The organism is Photorhabdus thracensis (genome assembly GCF_001010285.1).
Classification (GTDB): Bacteria; Pseudomonadota; Gammaproteobacteria; order Enterobacterales; family Enterobacteriaceae; genus Photorhabdus; species Photorhabdus temperata.
This window is the reverse complement of the sequence record NZ_CP011104.1, coordinates 3,894,277-3,913,472: the sequence shown is the minus strand read 5'-3', so window position 1 is coordinate 3,913,472 and position 19,196 is coordinate 3,894,277. Positions and strand designations below refer to the sequence as shown.

Here is a 19,196-nt window from a genome sequence, read left to right as displayed (position 1 = left end):
ATTATCCTCGCACGATAGTGAACCATTGACCATTACTAGAAAACTGCATAGGGCTAGAATAAAGCATATCGGCAGAATCATCTCCATCTTTGCTATAAATTTTAGCACCAAGACGGACGCCAGTAATATAAAGATTGTCCGATTCGGCTTTTGTATGCTCTTCAATAGTATTAGCAGAAGGTTTATTTAATGTATTATATTCCTGAGCCCAAGGTGTCCATGGATTGTCATGGAACTGGCTACGTGTATATACCCGGCTGCTATTATAGACGAAATAACGTTGAATGACGCCGGCTGCTTTCAATACAATAAGTGAACCCGCGAACGGTTCAGGGTAATTACTGCCATTTTTGGCATGAGCATTGGATTCTTGATAATAAATTCCCGGTGTTTTGTAGCTATCTAAATTCGCACTACCACCTAAATTAATTGCCTGCCCAGCCAAGATATCCTGAGAAGTAATATTGATATCCGCAGCTAAAGCTTTCCCATTGACTTTGCGGATCCCTGTAATATATCGAGCATCAGAGTCTGCTTTTGTATACGCTCCAACATCTTCAGCGGTAGGTTTATTTACCGCGTTATATTCTCTAACCCAAGGGGTCCATGGATTATCATGAAACTGGCTGCGTGTATATATCCGACTGCTGTTATAGACGAAATAACGTTGAATAACTCCAGCCGCTTTCAACACGACAAGCGAACCCGCGAACGGCTCAGGGTAATTACTGCCATTTTTGGCATGAGCATTAGAATCTTGATAATAAATCCCCGGGATTTTGTAGCTATCCAAATTCGCACTACCACCTAAATTAATCGCCTGGTCAGCCAAGATATCCTGAGAAGTAATATTGATATCCGCAGCTAAAGCCTTTCCATTGACTTTGCGGATCCCTGTAATATATCGGGCATCAGAATCTGCTTTTGTATACGCTCCAACATCCTCAGCAGTAGGTTTATTCACTGCGTTATATTCTCTAACCCAAGGGGTCCATGGATTATCATGAAACTGGCTGCGTGTATATATCCGACTGCTGTTATAGACGAAATAACGTTGAACGACCCCAGCCGCTTTCAATACAACAAGCGAACCCGCGAACGGCTCAGGGTAATTAATTCCACTTTGGGCACTGGAATTATATTCTTGATAATAAATTCCTGGTGTTTTGTAACTATCCAAATCCGCATTATTACCTAAATTAATCGCCTGCCCAGCCAAGATATCCTGAGAAGTAATATTGATATCCTCAGCTAATACTTTCCCGTTCACTTTTCGGGTATTGTGTACCTTGGCATTAATATTGTCGCGTAATGAATTTATTATTTCCTGAATAAGCTTTTGCGTAACAGCTAATGTGTCACTATTGCCCAATACATCGGTAAGCTGAACAACACCTTTTTGTGTTAATGAGGCATTTGGCGCTTTTGTTGCAATTTCTTTTTCTAAAGCCCTATTTAATTGCTCGGTGAGTTTAGCTATATCACCATCATCTAAAACATCATCGCCAGATTGCGTCGCGATAAAATTAGCTATCATAGATGCTACTGTCGATGATTGACGTAATACCTTGTTTAATAGATCAGCAGGAATATCATTTAGTGTAAATCCAGTCTGCAAGCTCTGGTGTCCTTCATACTTTTCCTGGTTCACTATATTAGCGCTATTACCAATAGAAAAAGCCTTAAAATCATTCTTGGCACTCATATATACTCCTTAAATTAAATAGCATTATTCACAACTAATATGTTTGATAATTGTTAAAGCAATCCTTCATAATTTACGGCAATCATAGTTTAGTTCATCAAAACAATAACAAAATGTTCTTATAACTTAGAAGAATAATTATTTTTGTATAATTAAAAGCAATAAACAGCCAAACAAATTGCAACTGGAAATATATCTAACCAATTGACATTCAATACATGAAACTATTCCATCGTTTTCATATATCAGACTGAATCTTTCAGTATTATAATTACAACAACAATAAAACATTGTATGAATGGCCTGTTTATTCAGGCTATTTTCATTATTTTAACTCTTCCGGCCATTCAATATTAGGAGCCTGTTTAATATCGATCCTATTCAGCATCACTCTATATTTCTTCCATGATAATAAAGCCTCCTTTTCAGCTTCTGTTGCAATGCCTAAATCAACAGCATCTTGTAGTGGAGCTATTCTCTCACTGGCTTTCATCATAAATTGTTGTTTTTTATCTTCAGCATAATTCTGCGATTCTTCTTTTGTTGGTGGAGGAATATCTGCCCATTCCGGTAAACCATTTTTACCCGCTATACGATATTTTCCTTCTGGTGCAGTATTAGCGGCATACTCTTGATAAATATCATCACTAACCTCTATAATATCATCGGGCAATGAACCAGAAGCAATATAATCCAGTTTCAATTCTACAGGGTAAAATGCATTTGTTTTCGCACTATAATAATACATAATTAATATCCTATCGCTAAATATCTAACCGAACAACTCACTAAAGATCCTCTAGCATTTCTGCACGTTAGAATAAATTGACTCGCAGAGACAGCTAAAGCAGCAACACCAAACCCGTAATTATCGAAACTGGAATAGGTTGCAACAATCTGACCACAAGCATTAGGAAATGGAATCGTGAAATTTCTGTAATCACTTCTACTTATTGAAGCATTTTCTTGCCCCCACTGAATAATTATTCCAGTGTCGCCACATTTCCACCATCCATTCGCAGAGAGCAGCGCTTTACTCCTATCAAATGCTGTTTTAATTTTTTGTCCCAAAGCTTTATCTAATTGTGCAGTAAGTTTGGCTATATCACCATCATCAAGAACATTATCACCAGATTGTGTCGCAATAAAATTAGCAACTACAGACGATATCGTTGACGATTGACGTAACACTTTATTTAATACATGAATGGGAATATTCTCTGGTGGGAACCCAGTCTGCAAACTCTGACTTTCTTCATATCTTTCTTGACTTATTACATTAGCATTATTACTAACAGCAAAAACTTTAAAATCATTTTTTTCACTCATATACATCCCCCTTAAATTAAATAATATTATTACATAAAAACAGACTGAACTATTGCAAAGATGATTTCTCACAATTTACATCAATAACAGTCTAATTCATAAAAAGAATAATGAAATTTTTTTATGACTAAGAAGGTTAACTATTTTTTGTATAACTGACAGTAATAAACAACCCAACACATTGAAATTAAAAACATACCAAAAATAAAACATATCCATTGTATTAAAATTAAACTTCTAAACGTTATTCATCATTATTATACTTACCCAAGTACATCAATGTATTAGTTCATAATTCACCAACCTAACTATTAATGTTAAGATTTTATATATTCCTAAAAATATTTAGTTTGTTTATCATTTAATACTAATATAACCACGAGATTAGCTTATTATTTTCACACCTCCGGCAAATATCAATATTTAATTTACCAAGGTAAATGCTAGGTTAAATTCCCCAGATAAAAACCAGCATATATTCATTATCTCACTGGAAACAACAAAAAGTCTTATCTGCTTAAACACAAAAAACCTTGCCTCGGCTTATACCTCACCGCGTCTGCACCACCGATCAGCATTCTATCTCCATAAGATGCAAGCTTCCTGCTACTTAAAGCACCATACAAAATTATTTTAATCCTTAAAATAATTTTTAAAAACAACTTGACTCTGAAGTTTTTCTGATTAAAATCACTGCCATAATTTAGATTTTCGTGAAACAAATCACATTCTACCAATAAAGAGAACCTATCATGAAATCTGTCAAATCTTTTATCTCAAGTGTTCACGGCGTTGTTATCTATCTGTCAACACCTCGTTTTCTTTAAGTTTTTATCCGATGAGTGAAAAGCCAGTTTCGAACTGGCTTTTATGCTGCGGAGCGGGTCAAAATTCTTTGCCTAATGACCAAGAATGTATAAGACAATAGTTAACTTACATTAATAACTTAATGCATCAAGCAGTCGTTTCTTCAATAATGCAACATCATCCACACTATTCTGAATCAGCAGAGTCAAATTGGCTACATCACTTTCCAGAGTTTCAATTCTCTCTTCCAGTTGCTTATTCTTTGCATCCAATAATATTTCAAGCTTTGCCGATTCAGCATGTAATTGCTGACCATTAACCGCGTCAGTACTGTGATTTGAAATATCCCCGGCAGCAACATGCACAATCTTACGTTCATGGCCCGTTTTTCCTACAGAAACAACATTCGGTTTATTAGCAATTGAATCTGCACCTAATGCAACGCTCCCTTGTTCTGTTGCAGAGGAGTGTTGACCAATCGCCACTGCCTGAGCCGCACTGGCTGTTACCTTTTGCCCTAAAGCGATAGAAGCCAGGCCACTGGATATAGAATCAGCACCAATCGCAATTGGCCAAACCACCTTCACATCACCTTGTTTACCCGCAAGTTGATTTTGCCCAATAGCAATAGCGGCTTCACTGATTGTTTTAGAATTCCGGGGCGAAGCACCAATCGCGATAGAATGTACTGCCGGCGCTTCTGCATGTCCAAGTACAACTGAATCTTTGCCAGTTATTTGATCAGCTACATTGGTATTTTCAATAGACATATTATATCTCTTAATTTATAAGTTAAATAACTATACCCTTCATCTTTCAAGTTGCTGCTTTGTTGGCTGCGTTCACTTGCCGCCGCGCTGCAACTTGAAATCTATTGGGTATATGCTCTGTTTGAAACTTAATAATGAGTACAACAGAACGTGATATGGATTACACGAATTTATTCCATATATTAAAACAAAAATTAACGTTAATTTTTTCACCGACAATATTAGATAGAAATTCCAACTTGTAAACAAATTAAAATTATTAGATCGCAGAATATATTTCATGGAATTTATTTAATGTATCATTAAGCTTTGTGGAATATATACCCTATCAAGATCATTACAATTGATTAGCTGAAAACATATTATTTACATATATTTTCATTACTTTAAAAATAATATTTCCATATAATTAATCTCAGTAAAAATAAATAATGAACGATTATCCACCCTCTATTATTTAGAGAAGAAAAATTAACATCTTATAAATGATAGGGAAAATTTAATTCCCCTTGAGAACATGTTTTACAGCACGCATTTCACTGACCGTATCGGCCAATTCAATCAATGCAGGATCGCAATCTCGTCCGGTAATGATGACTGTCTGATCGATTGGCCGCTCGTTTAGTGCCTTGATAATTTCATCAAGTAACAGATAACCACTATTTATCATACAAGCCAATTCACTAAGCACTACCAATGATAACGCAGGATCACGCATCATTCGCAGCGCATGTTGCCAAACACCCGTGCAAGCAGCTATTTCCTTGGCATGATTTCGCATTTCACCGGTAAATTCTATCGGCATGAGTTGACACTCTAACCCATGTTGTTCCAGCAAAGCCCCCTCACCGCCTGACCATCTTCCTTTAACAAACTGGATAACCCCGGCCTTTAATCCATGCCCCAACGCCCGCGTAACCGTTCCCATAGCGGCAGTTGTTTTCCCTTGACCATTGCCGGTATAGATGATTACGATCCCACGCTTCTCCTGAGCGGCTGCAACTTGTGCCATAAATCTCTCTTTTTGCCGCTGTTTTCTCTGTTTATACCGCTCCTCACTCATTTTTATCACTCCAGTATGTTAGTCAGTCAAAGAGCAGTTATCTGTTTTGTTCGAATCTGCTTGAGATAACTCAGAGAACAGTGTTTCTGTTACACGCTCAACTTGTTGATAATCTTGGCTGATCAACGATTGCGTCAACGGCTCACTGGTAAAAAACTGTTCCCAAAAGCGACAGCGGGCCGCCAGATGATGAAAATGCCGTTTTACCCGCTGGCGAAGTGTCCCGCCGTAAGCAGCCAGGCGACCAAGATGCATCGGTAACAGCCGTTCCAGTTTTTCACGCAATAACCTGACCAATACCGGTGCATTACCCCCGGAAGAGATAGCAATCACCAGCGGCGAGCGATCAATGACTGATGGTGTAATAAAACTCGCCTGCTGTGGTTCATCCACCACATTGCAGAAAATATGACGCTCCGTTGCACAATCACTGACATAACCATTAACTGCTGCATCATTGGTCGCAGCAATCACCAACCAGCAGAGATCAAGCCAATCAGGCTCAAACTCACCACGAATCAATGTCACTTGACCCGCATCTTGCCAAATCTGGAATTGCGCAGTGAACTCCCGTGCATTAACCAGCAGACGCGCACCGGCATCCAATAATAGACGCGCTTTGCGTTCGGCCACCTTACCTCCCCCAACCAATAGGCAAGTTTTATCCCGAATCTGACAAAACATCGGCAAATAATCCAGCATGATCCCCTCTCCTCAGCTAGCGCACACCACCCGGTATCATGGTCAGCAAATGCTGACGCGGATAAAAACGGGTGATCTCCCAGTGTGTTAGCCACCAGCACAGGTACTCAACATCATGATAGTGACGATCACACAACAACCCTACAACACTGCCGCTATGAGCAACATTCAACCCGTAGATCCCACTGCGCTCTACCAGTTCCAGCAAACTGTCAAATGCCGGTTTTACCAACAGTTTTTGACTCGCCTGCGCACTGAGCGTCGTGGCTTCCCCCAACCGCAAACAATCCTGGGTGGCAACCGCCTGACAAAATAGTCGCCAGGCACGCTCCAATACTGAGGCACTTTCCAGCAATGTCTGATGTCGCTCCAAATGATGATAATCAGCGGTAATCAACGTTTCCGGGCTTTCCAATAATAAAATGTCTATAGGCGGCTGCCAGTCACATGCAATTTGAGTAGCGCCCGTTTGATGATCGAACAAGGTAAGGTGACTGAACAGCGTACTATCTGTGGGTTCCATCTGTACGCAAAACCGGGCAAGTGTTGTTTCATCCAGTATTTTTCCCAAATAACGCGCCGTCGCCAGCGCCGTAGCGGCAATATCTGCGGTACTGCTTGCCAGCCCTTTTGCCACCGGAATCGTGGAAGTCAAAGAGATGTGTAAACCTCGCGCCATATCCACCGACAGGCCGAAGTACGCCAGTACAGCTTTCATCATTTGCCGCATACGGGGACGTTCATGTTTCCCCGGTACGCCATCAGTAACAGAAACCTCGCTAAACCAGTTCACCGGACAGGAAATCAACTTCTCACCACCAAGAATCCATCCTTGAATAAGTTCACCGCACGATGCAGGACAGCGGGCTTCAGCCATAACCCAATACCTGACGCAACGCCAATACCAGCCGATGATTATCATGCTCACCCTTTATGGCAACCCGGTAATGAGCAGCACTCAAGCCTGGATAGTTAGCGCAATGACGGATAAGTATTCGGTGTTTCAACAATGCTTGCTGGAGATCGATTTGCGGACGCAGACAACGCAAGAAAATATAATTGGCCGCGGGAGGCCAGACACATAATTCCGGCAATGCAGCTAATGCCTGATAGAGCCAACGTTGCTGCTGTGCCAGCCAACGGTGTGTTGCCTGAATGTAAGCCTTATCATTGAGAATGATTTCACCGGCCAATGCCGCAAAAGCATTAATGGTCCACGGCTCCCGCCAGCATTTCATCTCCCGAATACCGGTTACATCACCGCTGACCAGATAGCCAAGACGTAATCCCGGAATAGCAAAAAACTTCGTTAATGAACGCAAAATATAGAGGTGAGGATAATGGGCTATCTTGGGAATAAGTCCGGTAGCATCCGGGAGAAAATCAATAAACGCTTCATCGACAATCAGCGCGATATTATGTTGATGGCAACGTTCAAGCACCGCCTGTAACAGTTCAGCATCCGGCATCAAGCCGGTTGGGTTATTCGGTGTGGCAAGAAACAGGCAATCAGGGCGACAACGATCCAATGCCACCAGCAAGCGCTCATCAGGCTGATAACCCTCGGTTTCACTCATCACATAATCATCAATCTGGCAACCAACCCGCAGTAAAGCACGCCGATATTCAGCGAATCCCGGAATCAATAGCATGGCACGGCGCGGCTTAAGATAATTCACTACCGCATAAATCAGTTCAGTGGCACCGTTACCTGCTATCAGGTTTTCGGCGGTGCAATGATGAACATGCGCCAGTGCTGCATGTAACCGGCAATATTCGGTATCAGGGTAACATTCTGCACATTGCAACTGGTCGATAATAGCCGCTTTCAGGGATACCGGCATCCCCAGCGGGTTAATATTAGCGCTGAAATCAGTTATTTCTTCTGCTGTAATACCGATTTTCTGCGCCATTTCCAGCACATTGCCGCCATGTTCGCTCATAAAATGTAAAATCCAGATGTTAAATAGAGAATCACAGTGCCATCAGTGATGAAACGGAAGACAGCAACAAACGATCCCGGTGACAAGCCAATGTTTCCCGCAGACGCACCACATCACCAATCACAATCAATGCCGGTGCAGTCAATCCCTGAGCCGCCACTTGCTGTGCCAGCGTTAGCAGAGTTGCAGTGGCAATTTGTTGCTGCTGGTGACTGGCATACATTACCACCGCCGCCGGGGTTGCCGGTGCTTTACCGCCTGCGATCAATTGCTCACAAATGCTTGCCAGTTGCGTCATTCCCATCAGGATCACCAGCGTGCCCTCCAGCTTTGCCAGTGTCGCCCAATCCTGCGGCTCATTTCCCTGACGCAGATGGCCGGTAATAACATGAAAACCTGAAGCATAATCACGATGAGTCACAGGGATCCCAGCACAGGCCAGACCACCAATTGATGAGCTGATACCCGGTACAACTTCAAAAGGGATTTTCGCCAGCGCCAACGCTTCAGCCTCTTCGCCACCACGCCCAAACACGTAAGGATCGCCCCCTTTCAACCGGACAACATTTAACCCCTGTTGCGCGCACTCGACTAGGATCTGATTGATTTGCCGTTGCGGCACCGGGTGGTAATTCGGCGTTTTGCCGACGTTGATCATTTTGCAGTGATCGGGTGCTTCAGATAATAAATCCGGGCTGACTAACCGATCATATACCAGCGCATCAGCCTGACGAATACAATGTAATCCTCTGACAGTAATCAGTGCCGCATCGCCCGGACCGGCACCTACCAACCAAACTTTTCCGCTATTCATCATTTTTCTCACCCTGTAACGAAAGTCTGTTAGAAGATATATTACCCATAGCCGGTAACACGATATGGTGTGAGATCAATAATTCTTCACTTTTATTGATGTATTGATGATGACAACTTGTTCTGGCACATTTTGGCTTTATCTGTTTGTTTCTTCTGGTAACTTAATCCTTCACCTTGTCCCTACACCATTTTTATTATAACCCCTGACGTTTTTGTGATTACCGTTGACTTTCCGACCAAATTGCCGACATTTAATACTGATTTATAGAAAAAAATGCCAACATACACCTTATTACAGACAAGGGGCGTAGCTATGGAGGTCAAGGAATTATTCAGTGTCGGTATTGATATTGGTACCACCACCACACAAGTGATCTTTTCGCGTCTGTCGCTGGTGAACCGGGCGGCAGTATCACAAGTGCCACGCTATGAGTTTGTCCGACGCGAGATTATTTGGCAAAGCCCGGTGTTATTTACTCCCGTGGATTTCGCCGGACAACTGCGTGAAGAAGAACTGCTCAACTTAATTCAGGCACAATATCAGGCAGCCGGCATCGATTCGGAAAACATCGATTCCGGGGCGGTGATCATTACTGGTGAAACCGCTAAAACCAGTAACGCACGTCCTGCGGTCATGACACTGGCCCAGAAACTGGGGGATTTTGTTGTAGCAACAGCGGGGCCACATCTGGAATCAGTGATTGCTGGTTTTGGTTCCGGCGCTCAGGCACTGTCACAACAGAAAATGGCCAAAGTGCTCAACATTGACATTGGCGGCGGCACAGCAAACTACGCGCTGTTCGATGCCGGACGGCTGATCGCCTCCGCTTGCCTGAATGTCGGCGGTCGCTTATTGGAAACCGATCTTCAAGGAAAAGTTTTACGGGCACATCCGCCCGGAACACTCATCGTTCATTCTCTGTTTGGTGAAAACACCGATATTCAACATCTGACCGCCACACAGATACAACAGATTGCTGCCCGAATGTCACAGTTGCTATGGGAAGTCGTCGTCGGACATCTCACCCCATTGGCACAGCAATTGCTGATGACTGAGCCACTACCAAACTGTGACGAACTCTATGCTGTCACCCTCTCCGGCGGTGTAGGTGAATGTTATCGTCAAGCGTCGGACCGTGATCTGTTCCGCTTTCACGATCTGGGGCCACTACTGGCGAACGCTATTCATCGTGATCATGATTTCACTAAACTGCCATTACAAGTCCCAAAACAAACCGTCCGCGCCACCGTAATTGGCGCCGGCGCTCATACATTATCGCTATCCGGTAGCACTATCTGGCTTGATACACTGTCGCTGCCACTGTGCAACATCCCTGTGGTTCATCCTGGAACAGAGGTCACTGAATCACTGACAGAAGCCTGGCGGCAAGCGCTGACACAAATGGACCTCGACCCACAACAAGATCTTTATGCACTGGCTCTGCCCGATGCCCTGCCAGTTAATTATGCCGCAGTACAAACATGCATCACCGCTTTACAGGATTTTACCGAACGTTATCCCTCTTCCCATCCTCTGCTGATAGTTGCCGGTCAAGACTTTGGTAAGGCACTGGGTATGCTGCTGCATCCTCTGATGGAAGAACGGCCACTGGCGGTAATCGACGAAGTGATTACCCACACCGGAGACTATATCGATATTGGGATTCCATTATTTGGTGGCACCGTCGTTCCCGTCACCATCAAATCACTGGCTTTTCCTTCCTGAGAGAGCGTAAACATGAAATTAAAAACACAACTTTTTGGTAAAACGTATCAGTTTAAGGATGTCAAACAGGTGCTGGCAATGGCTAACGAACCGCGTTCAGGGGATATATTAGCCGGGGTCGCTGCCGAAAGTTCTCAACAACGTGTAGCGGCTAAACATGTCCTGTCGGAAATGACGATAGCGGATATCCGTATGAATCCGGTTATTCCCTATGAAGAAGATTGCGTTACCCGCATTATTCAGGATGACATTAACGAAATTGCCTACACTCGCATAAAAAACTGGCGTATTGGCGAACTGCGTGAATATATATTGAGCGATGACACCAACGTGGATGATATTGCCTTTCTTCGCAAAGGGATAAGTTCCGAAGTGGTCGCGGCTGTGGCAAAAATCAGCTCCAACGCCGACCTGATTTATGGCGCGAAAAAAATGCCGGTAATCAAAAAAGCCAATACCACCATCGGCACGCCGGGAACGTTCAGCGCTCGCCTTCAACCCAACGATACCCGCGACGAAGTGCAAAGCATTCTGGCCCAGATTTACGAAGGATTAGCGTTTGGTGTTGGTGATGCCGTCATCGGCGTTAATCCGGTAACGGACGATGTGGAAAACCTGACTCGCGTGTTGGACACCATCTATGAGGTGATCGACAAATTCGCCATCCCAACACAGGGCTGTGTCTTAGCCCATGTCACCACCCAGATAGAAGCCATTAAGCGTGGCGCGCCGGGCGGTTTAATTTTCCAAAGTATCTGTGGCAGTGAAAAAGGGCTGAAAGAGTTTGGGGTAGAACTAGCGATGTTGGATGAAGCACGAGCTGTCGGCGCGGAATATTGCCGTCTTGCCGGCAGTAACTGCCTGTATCTTGAAACCGGCCAAGGCTCTGCCCTCTCCGCTGGCGCTCACTTTGGTGCCGATCAAGTAACAATGGAAGCACGGAACTACGGTCTGGCGCGCCATTATGATCCATTCCTGGTTAACACCGTCGTCGGCTTCATCGGGCCGGAATACCTCTACAATGATCGCCAAATTATCCGCGCCGGACTGGAAGATCACTTTATGGGAAAACTCAGCGGTGTCTCAATGGGATGTGACTGCTGCTATACCAATCATGCAGATTCCGATCAGAACCAGAATGAAAACCTGATGATCCTGCTGGCAACCGCCGGATGTAACTTCATCATGGGCATGCCGCTCGGTGATGACATTATGCTCAATTACCAAACATCCGCTTTCCACGATACCGCCACTATCCGTCACCTGCTCAATTTGCGTCCATCACCAGAGTTTGAACGCTGGCTGGAAAACATGGGAATCATGGCAAACGGGCGCTTAACATCACGCGCAGGTGATGCATCGTTCTTTTTCTGATGCTTTGTTGAGATAAATCATATGAACCAAAAACAAATTGAAGAAAATTTAAGCAGTGTAGTGTCTGGTCAGGAGCCACATGCATCTCCTGAAATCACTGACGAAATTGAAAGTTGCACGCTGGACTTAAGTTCCCTAGAAGCCAAACAGTGGATTGGTGTACAAAACCCGAACCGAATGGAAGTCCTACAGGAATTACGTCGCAGCACCGTATCGAGAGTGTGTACTGGTCGCAGCGGTCCACGCCCACGCACGCAAGCATTACTGCGTTTTCTAGCTGATCACTCCCGTTCCAAGGATACAGTGTTAAAAGAAGTCCCGGTTGAATGGATAGAAAAACAAGGGTTGCTGGAAGTGCAATCTCAAGTCAGCGACAAAAACCTCTATCTGACTCGCCCTGATCTTGGCAGAAAACTTAGCGCCAATGCCGTAGAAACCCTGCTGACACAGTGTAAAACTGATGCTGACGTACAGGTTGTTATCTCCGATGGCCTCTCTACTGATGCTATTACTTCCAACTATGAAGATATTTTGCCACCTCTACTAAAAGGGCTGGAACAAGCTGGATTGTGCATTGGCACGCCGTTCTTTGTGCGCTATGGCCGCGTTAAAATTGAAGATCAGATTGGCGAATTGCTGAAAGCTAAAGTGGTTATCTTGCTCATCGGGGAACGTCCGGGATTGGGGCAATCGGAAAGCCTCTCCTGCTATGCGGTCTACAAACCGACCGTAGAAAAAACCGTTGAGGCGGACCGCACTTGTATCTCCAACATTCACCGGGGCGGAACACCGCCGATCGAAGCTGCGGCAATTATTGTCGATTTAGCGAAAAATATGCTGGCACAACAAGCCTCCGGCATTGCTCTTAGCCGTTGATGGAAACTGATTATTCCAGCATCATAAACAGGTACTTAAAAAATAATGAATTGAAATAGAGAGAATCCAAATGAGTCTCCTTTGCCTTGCAAGACCTTACGAAAACATAACAAGAATGTTATGTCAGCTTCATTAAAAAGACGCAAAAAAACCATCCAAAGAGAGAACCATTGCAGAAGCCAGATTAAAGGAGATCAAAAAGAATGACAGATAAACGTATTCCTCCAACCATAACACACGATGAAATGGTTGCTAACTGGATGAAAGATCCAAAATTCAAAGCTGAATACGACAAGCTGGAAGAAGAATATACATTACTTGATGAACTATTAGCTGCACGCAAAGAAAGAACTTTCTTTATTTGAAAATTTATTAGGCATAATAAATAAAGGAATATACCCAATAGATTTCAAGTTGCAGCGCGGCGGCAAGTGAACGCAGCCAACAAAGCAGCAACTTGAAAGATGAAGGGTATATAACCTCAAGAAACTTTTAAAATTCTATTTATAATTAAGTAAAAACACATATAGTTTTATTAATGAAAATATGATAAGGAAAAATTAAACAGAATTATTTACAGGGTCAAAACTGTTAATCATCTACATTCGTTTTAAAATTAAAAATAGACTTCAATCATCCTGTTAGTTAGATACATATATAACAGGTGATTTAACCTGTAAAATTTAACTTAACACTTTTCAAAAGCAGTTAAATATTGAAATTTATCAGTGCAGTAAAAGATATCGTTAACGAATTCATCGTATATAAGTCATTATTCAACATTATAATAAGCAACTACCGAAATTAGATACCGTTTTTTCCGCGTTATCCTATTCTAATAACATTCCACTTAAGGGATAAATCCCTTTTACATAATTAAGAATAAAATCACCCCATATAACGGCATTACGTAAACTTTAATTCCATAGAGGAGAAAAATTTTATGTGATTTTATTGAAAATTCATTCATTTTTTATTGGTTTTAGTTTATCGGCAAAACGGTTAGCATAATTCGAAAATTTACAAGCACAACAAACCTGCGAAAAACAGGTCTAAAGAAAGCATTTATTAAGTATAACAAAACAATAGTTATGTTATAATAAGTCATTATATCAGCTAAATATTATAGGTTAAATAAATGGATTTGGAAAAATTAAGAAAATTAACCCTCAGTAGCGGATTCACATTTAAAGAGCTTCTTATGATGCAAAGGACCTTTAAAAATCTTAATGATGATGAAAGAAGATATGTAATAAAGTATTATACAAAAAACGATAATATTTACAATGTCATAATAGTGCTTGCTGAAGATGCCGGCGATCCAGTGTTATTTTTTACTCTCATGTATGCAGGCTGCATAATAATGGAGATTTTCCTCTATGACGAGAATTCAATATCCTATTTATCATTAGTATCGATTCTTTATATCATTTCAACAATAATATGCATATGCTATAAATCTTTTTATCATCGCTATCGTTATAATCTTTTCACATGCATAAAATTAGTCATTTTCTATATTCGTTTCAGAATAAAAGAACATTTAAAGCAGCTATAAAAAATTAAATATGTTACGACAAGCCATTTATATAGTTATAAAAACGAGTTTAAAAAAATGAATTTAGCTGACTTAAGAAAGTTAATATTAAATAGTGGATTCACCTTAAAAGAATTACTTAAGATAAAGAGAAGCTTTCTTGTCCTGCATAAAGATGACCCTGATGTTTATGATAAATACCAAAGTAAAACGGATTGTTTTTGTCATTATCTACTATTTATAGCTGACGAGATAGCATTACCAATAATACTATTAACCTCAGTTTATTCATTTATGATGACAGGAATGTTTTTCAGTGGGAAAGCATATGGGATCCCATTAATGTCCTCTATTTACTTATTCTTTTCCATTTCTGCTTTTATTTATTATACTCTTTCCGTTAGCTGTAATTTAATCACAGGATTAAAATTAGCAATATTCTATATTCGTTTTAAAATAAAAAAATTTAATCCTTGAGTTTATTAATAAAACATGATAGAAATAACCAATTATAAAACTAAATAAAATCGGATCTAAATAAATGAACTTAACTGACTTAAGAAAGTTAATATTAAATAGTGGATTCACCTTAAAAGAATTGCTTAAGATAAAGAGAAATTTTCTAATTCTTCATAAAGACAACCCCTACATTTATGATAAATATAAAAGTAAAACAGATTGTTTTTGTCATTATCTATTGTTTAGAGGCGAAGAAGTAGCCATGCCAATAATATATTCAACACTTATTTGTTCATTCATAATGTTAGGAATGTTTTTCAGTGGAAAAGCATATGGAATTCCATTAATGTTTTTTGTTTACTTATTAACAACAACATCTTTTTTATTTTTATTCGGTCATTCTATTAATTTCATAACAGAATTAAAATTATCAATACTTTACTTCCGTTTTAAAATAAAAACTAAACTTCAATCATCATGAAGTTTATATATGTCGTCTATCAAAAGTTTAAATTTATATCCACTACTTGATACTTGAATAGTTAGCATAGGCTTTGATGTTAATTTCCAAGTTCTGATAAAATCTTCGTTAATATACCTAAATAATTTTCCCGTACCCGGCTTAACAGTATAGCCCCCTGATATATTATTCTGAGATTTAATAGGCTTAAGCCTAAGCATCCCATACGTTCCATATGCACTTGCTACTAAATCAACTGAACTATAAGCAACATCAGCTACATCATAATCATAACCTAAAACATGAGAGATATGCCGATATCCTTCCCTAACCCAACCTATATCTTGACTTTCATAGAAAATAGGGCTAACAGACTCATAAGTATTATTAACGCCATGGGCGAACAAAACAGCCCCAATTGACTGAACCGTTTTAGATTTTACAAGTCTCCCTGACTTAATTACAGCAACACCAGCAGCTGACTGAACAATACCAGCAACAACGCCACCCCCTATTTTTGCATATTTAACCACTCCCTGATCCTCAAATATATCGGTTATAATATATTTGGTATAATCCTTACGCCTTAAAACTTGATATTCTTTTTCAGTATTTTCATATTCATCTTTTACTTCATAAACTAATCTCTTTTTTTCACTTATATCAAATGTATTTTTAAACTCACGTGTTTTTATATTAACAAAGTCATCAATTTCTTTTAAATATGACATTCTCAATTGGCTATCTTCTATAAAAAAACTGGCAGCCAAATGTGCTTTACGCTTCAATGACGAAGCGTAATTATTTAAGTCATAAGAAAGATGAGATATCCCTTTCATAAAAGCCTCAATAAACGTTGTCTTCCCATATGCTATATGCACTTGTGCCAGACATAACATGTTCCCACGTGATTGACTGGTACATCAAAGATAAACTTTCCTGTGGCTGACACTCATTATGCGTAGATGAATTTGGATAAAACCCATTCAATCCACATAGATATGCGCCGGTGAGTTTTATCTTATAATAGAGTTCTAAACCACCTTTTGTTGATGTTCTGTAAAAATAAAAAATACATTGAAGTGATTCTTTATTGGTTATAGCTAAACCCAAAAGAGGAGAAGATTTATCGATTGGCTTTCTTATCTCAACCGGCTGATGGTTGACATGTTGACCTCGGGTTATATTCGATGTCAATTCATAAACGAATATATGGTCTTCATGACCAAGCTGACATGTGTTGCCAATAGAATCAACTGTTGAACATCCTTGTGATATTAATCCTTGCTTATCACCCTTAATTTCCAAATAGATTATATTCGCCATAAAGAACCATCAGTTAGTTAATTTTCAAAAACATGAATATATATTAAATTAATAAGAATTATAATTAGTTATAAATTTTATCCCAAAAAATGTGATATATTTCATGACAAAACAGATTCAATTAATACTTTTGTGTTAGTAATCGAATTTAATTCTTTTACTCATCCAAGCAACCTCAGAATAGATGAAAGATATTAATAATCAAATTGTACAAGATATATTTACCTAAAATACTTAAAGTTTTTGTCCAAGGGTAGTTATAGCAGAGCAGAAAGCCCCTAAAACAGATAAATTATCCTTTTCTGTTTCAAGCATGAAAATAACAAATATAAATGTTGACCAAGGTAATCAAAAATGATTACCACAACTCTATGTTCAACAAAAAGGAGGGATGGTGAAACAACGCGTAATGCCGAGGCACCCCGGCAATGAGATAAAAGAAGCACTAAGAAGAGCCATTATCAAGCAGTTAGGTCTTTAACAAATCCAGCCCTTCGTGGCTGGTACTTGCGGACTTTCACCATAAAAAAATATGCGATATCCAGTAAACCTAAAGTCAGCCGATGAGGGCGGCTTTGTTGTATCGTTTCCCGATATACCAGAAGCCCTTACACAAGGTGATACACGCGAAGAAGCGCTAGAAATGGCGCTTGATGCACTTATTACCGCTTTTGAATTTTATTTTGAAGATAATGAGAAAGTGCCTTTACCTGGTTCAATAACAGGTGATTTTGTCGATGTACCGATAAGTGTTGCGGCAAAAATTATGATGTTGAATACGTTTGTTGATTCCGGCTTAACTCAGGTGGAGCTGGCCAAGCGTATTACGGTTAAAAAACAGGAAGTACAACGTATTTTTAATTTACGGCATTCAACAAAAATCGACACTGTTCAGCGTGCTATCGGGGCAATGGGTAAAAATCTTGAGGTATCCGTGACTTCACACTGATAGGTAACGGAGGCAACAACATAAAGCTTTATTCAGTCTCTTATTGGTATGACCCACGCCAATAAGAGACCAGAGATCAGCACTCAGTAAAATGCTGGCATAATGCAGGGTGTTTTCTAATCCCTTCCGTCAAAAACCTTAATTTATATTTAGCATTGGAAACCATGAGGACATCACGTAATCACAATGAAGCAGTAATTGAAATGATCCGTAAGGACCCTGAGTTTGCTGAGATATACCTTCACACTGCTTTTAAAGAACTTGATGAAGAAGGTGGCAACGCTTTTTCTCTCATTCTTTTACGACGGCAGCACAATATTGCTATCGGCCAATAGCCCCATATTGTTATACGTAGCGCAAGCCGCATCCACCAGATGCATAGCCAGCGCCGCGCCGCTGCCCTCTCCCAGACGCATGTCCAGATGCAGATAAGGTTCCAGTTGCAGATGTTGCAACGCAATAATTGAGCCCTTCTCAGCCGATAAATGTGACGGGATAAGGTAATGGCGTACACCGGGAGCGATACGGCAAGCTGCCAACGCCGCAGCGTACGAGGGAAAACCATCCAGAATGACCGGCAGTCCGACAGAAGCCGCGCCAAGCATCACTCCCGCCATCCCCACCAAATCATAACCACCGACCTTCGCCAACACATCAATGCCGTCACTGGCATCAGGCCGATTGATTTCAATCGCCTGCCGCACAATCGCCACTTTATGATGCAAACGATCACTGGGAAAGTTAGCCCCAATGCCTACAATCTGTTGTGGATCGCTGTCCGTAAAAACGCTGACCACTGCCGCCGCCGGTGTGGTATTCGCCATGCCCAATTCACCCACACCAAACAATTTCACGCCATCTGCGGCTTGTTCCAACGTCAGGCATGCGCTTGCCAACAACAGATCTTCTGCTTGCTGACGGCTCATGGCTGGTTCATGAGCAATATTGCCACTGCCACGCCCTGCCCTCATGTCCACCAATCCCGGCAGCGGATCACTGTCAATCCCTACGTCCACAACTTTAACTTCTGCACCCGCATTCTCCGCCAGCACACAAACACCCGTGATCCCTTTCACCATATTCTGGGCGTGAATAGCCGTTGCTGATTTAGGGGATATCGTCACGCCTTCATCATAAACCCCATGATCAGCCACCATCACAATGATTTGTTTACGATCAATATGATGACCCGGTAATCCCCGCATTCCGGCAAGTTGAATCGCCAGATGTTCCAAACGCCCAAGACTGCCCGTTGGTTTAAGCAATCCATCCAATCGGGTAGCAGTACGCGCCATAGCCACGCTATCCAACGGCACAATCGCACTAACGATCGATGAAAATGAGATTGATGAAG

The 19,196-nt window shown here is 41.2% G+C and carries 17 protein-coding genes and 1 pseudogene; 6 read left to right on the top strand and 12 right to left on the bottom strand.

What is annotated here, in order from left to right:
* Position 1: 1 nt before the first annotated feature.
* The 9 genes and pseudogenes from VY86_RS22685 to cobA form a co-directional block, all read right to left on the bottom strand.
* Positions 2-1,705 carry a pyocin knob domain-containing protein gene (locus VY86_RS22685; RefSeq protein ID WP_158019978.1) on the bottom strand — a complete coding sequence of 568 codons (1,704 nt, stop codon included), beginning with the start codon at positions 1,703-1,705 and terminating at the stop codon, positions 2-4.
* A gap of 325 nt (positions 1,706-2,030) precedes the next feature.
* Positions 2,031-2,453 carry a tail fiber assembly protein gene (locus VY86_RS16880; protein ID WP_046975807.1) on the bottom strand — a complete coding sequence of 141 codons (423 nt, stop codon included), beginning with the start codon at positions 2,451-2,453 and terminating at the stop codon, positions 2,031-2,033.
* Between the two features lie 2 nt (positions 2,454-2,455).
* Positions 2,456-3,034: a gp53-like domain-containing protein gene (locus VY86_RS16875; protein WP_046975806.1), complete on the bottom strand. Its 579-nt coding sequence runs from the start codon at positions 3,032-3,034 to the stop codon at positions 2,456-2,458.
* Between the two features lie 938 nt (positions 3,035-3,972).
* Positions 3,973-4,611 (bottom strand): adhesin, encoded by a 639-nt coding sequence (locus VY86_RS16870; RefSeq protein ID WP_021324527.1) that lies wholly within the window; start codon positions 4,609-4,611, stop codon positions 3,973-3,975.
* A gap of 499 nt (positions 4,612-5,110) precedes the next feature.
* Positions 5,111-5,674, bottom strand: a complete 564-nt coding sequence (gene cobO / locus VY86_RS16865) for a cob(I)yrinic acid a,c-diamide adenosyltransferase (protein ID WP_046975805.1) — start codon at positions 5,672-5,674, stop codon at positions 5,111-5,113.
* A 69-nt stretch (positions 5,675-5,743) separates the two neighbouring features.
* A pseudogene (locus VY86_RS16860) lies at positions 5,744-6,373 on the bottom strand (NAD(P)-dependent oxidoreductase); the annotation flags it as partial.
* Positions 6,374-6,392: 19 nt separating this feature from the next.
* Positions 6,393-7,253 carry a GHMP family kinase ATP-binding protein gene (locus VY86_RS16855; protein ID WP_046975804.1) on the bottom strand — a complete coding sequence of 287 codons (861 nt, stop codon included), beginning with the start codon at positions 7,251-7,253 and terminating at the stop codon, positions 6,393-6,395.
* On the bottom strand, positions 7,246-8,319 hold the full coding sequence (gene cobD, locus VY86_RS16850) for a threonine-phosphate decarboxylase CobD (protein WP_046975803.1): 1,074 nt from the start codon (positions 8,317-8,319) through the stop codon (positions 7,246-7,248). Before cobD ends, VY86_RS16855 begins: the two co-directional genes overlap by 8 nt.
* 31 nt (positions 8,320-8,350) lie before the next feature.
* Positions 8,351-9,133, bottom strand: a complete 783-nt coding sequence (gene cobA / locus VY86_RS16845; protein WP_046976935.1) for a uroporphyrinogen-III C-methyltransferase — start codon at positions 9,131-9,133, stop codon at positions 8,351-8,353.
* 315 nt (positions 9,134-9,448) lie between these two features.
* Between cobA and eutA the strand changes: the two genes are divergently transcribed.
* The 5 genes from eutA (at position 9,449) to VY86_RS16815 (ending at position 15,125) form a co-directional block, all read left to right on the top strand.
* Complete coding sequence (gene eutA / locus VY86_RS16840) at positions 9,449-10,861, top strand: ethanolamine ammonia-lyase reactivating factor EutA (protein WP_046975802.1); 1,413 nt, start codon at positions 9,449-9,451, stop codon at positions 10,859-10,861.
* A 12-nt stretch (positions 10,862-10,873) separates the two neighbouring features.
* Positions 10,874-12,235, top strand: coding sequence for an ethanolamine ammonia-lyase subunit EutB (locus VY86_RS16835; protein WP_046975801.1), 1,362 nt, complete (start codon positions 10,874-10,876; stop codon positions 12,233-12,235).
* A 21-nt stretch (positions 12,236-12,256) separates the two neighbouring features.
* Positions 12,257-13,111 (top strand): ethanolamine ammonia-lyase subunit EutC, encoded by an 855-nt coding sequence (gene eutC, locus VY86_RS16830; RefSeq protein ID WP_046975800.1) that lies wholly within the window; start codon positions 12,257-12,259, stop codon positions 13,109-13,111.
* A gap of 203 nt (positions 13,112-13,314) precedes the next feature.
* Positions 13,315-13,476 (top strand): hypothetical protein, encoded by a 162-nt coding sequence (locus VY86_RS16825; protein ID WP_228940351.1) that lies wholly within the window; start codon positions 13,315-13,317, stop codon positions 13,474-13,476.
* A 1,250-nt stretch (positions 13,477-14,726) separates the two neighbouring features.
* Positions 14,727-15,125: a hypothetical protein gene (locus VY86_RS16815; RefSeq protein WP_021324517.1), complete on the top strand. Its 399-nt coding sequence runs from the start codon at positions 14,727-14,729 to the stop codon at positions 15,123-15,125.
* A 450-nt stretch (positions 15,126-15,575) separates the two neighbouring features.
* On the opposite strand, the gene VY86_RS16805 is transcribed toward VY86_RS16815, so the two are convergent.
* Positions 15,576-16,406 carry a DUF4225 domain-containing protein gene (locus VY86_RS16805; RefSeq protein WP_023046027.1) on the bottom strand — a complete coding sequence of 277 codons (831 nt, stop codon included), beginning with the start codon at positions 16,404-16,406 and terminating at the stop codon, positions 15,576-15,578.
* A gap of 7 nt (positions 16,407-16,413) precedes the next feature.
* Positions 16,414-16,893, bottom strand: a complete 480-nt coding sequence (locus VY86_RS16800; RefSeq protein WP_046975798.1) for an Hcp family type VI secretion system effector — start codon at positions 16,891-16,893, stop codon at positions 16,414-16,416.
* 532 nt (positions 16,894-17,425) lie between these two features.
* On the opposite strand from VY86_RS16800, the gene VY86_RS16795 reads away from it, so the two are divergent.
* A complete protein-coding gene (locus VY86_RS16795) occupies positions 17,426-17,842 on the top strand; it encodes a type II toxin-antitoxin system HicB family antitoxin (protein ID WP_031280631.1) in 417 nt (138 codons plus the stop codon).
* 299 nt (positions 17,843-18,141) lie between these two features.
* On the opposite strand, the gene cobT is transcribed toward VY86_RS16795, so the two are convergent.
* Positions 18,142-19,137 carry a nicotinate-nucleotide--dimethylbenzimidazole phosphoribosyltransferase gene (cobT, locus tag VY86_RS16790; RefSeq protein ID WP_420800631.1) on the bottom strand — a complete coding sequence of 332 codons (996 nt, stop codon included), beginning with the start codon at positions 19,135-19,137 and terminating at the stop codon, positions 18,142-18,144.
* Positions 19,138-19,196: the final 59 nt, after the last annotated feature.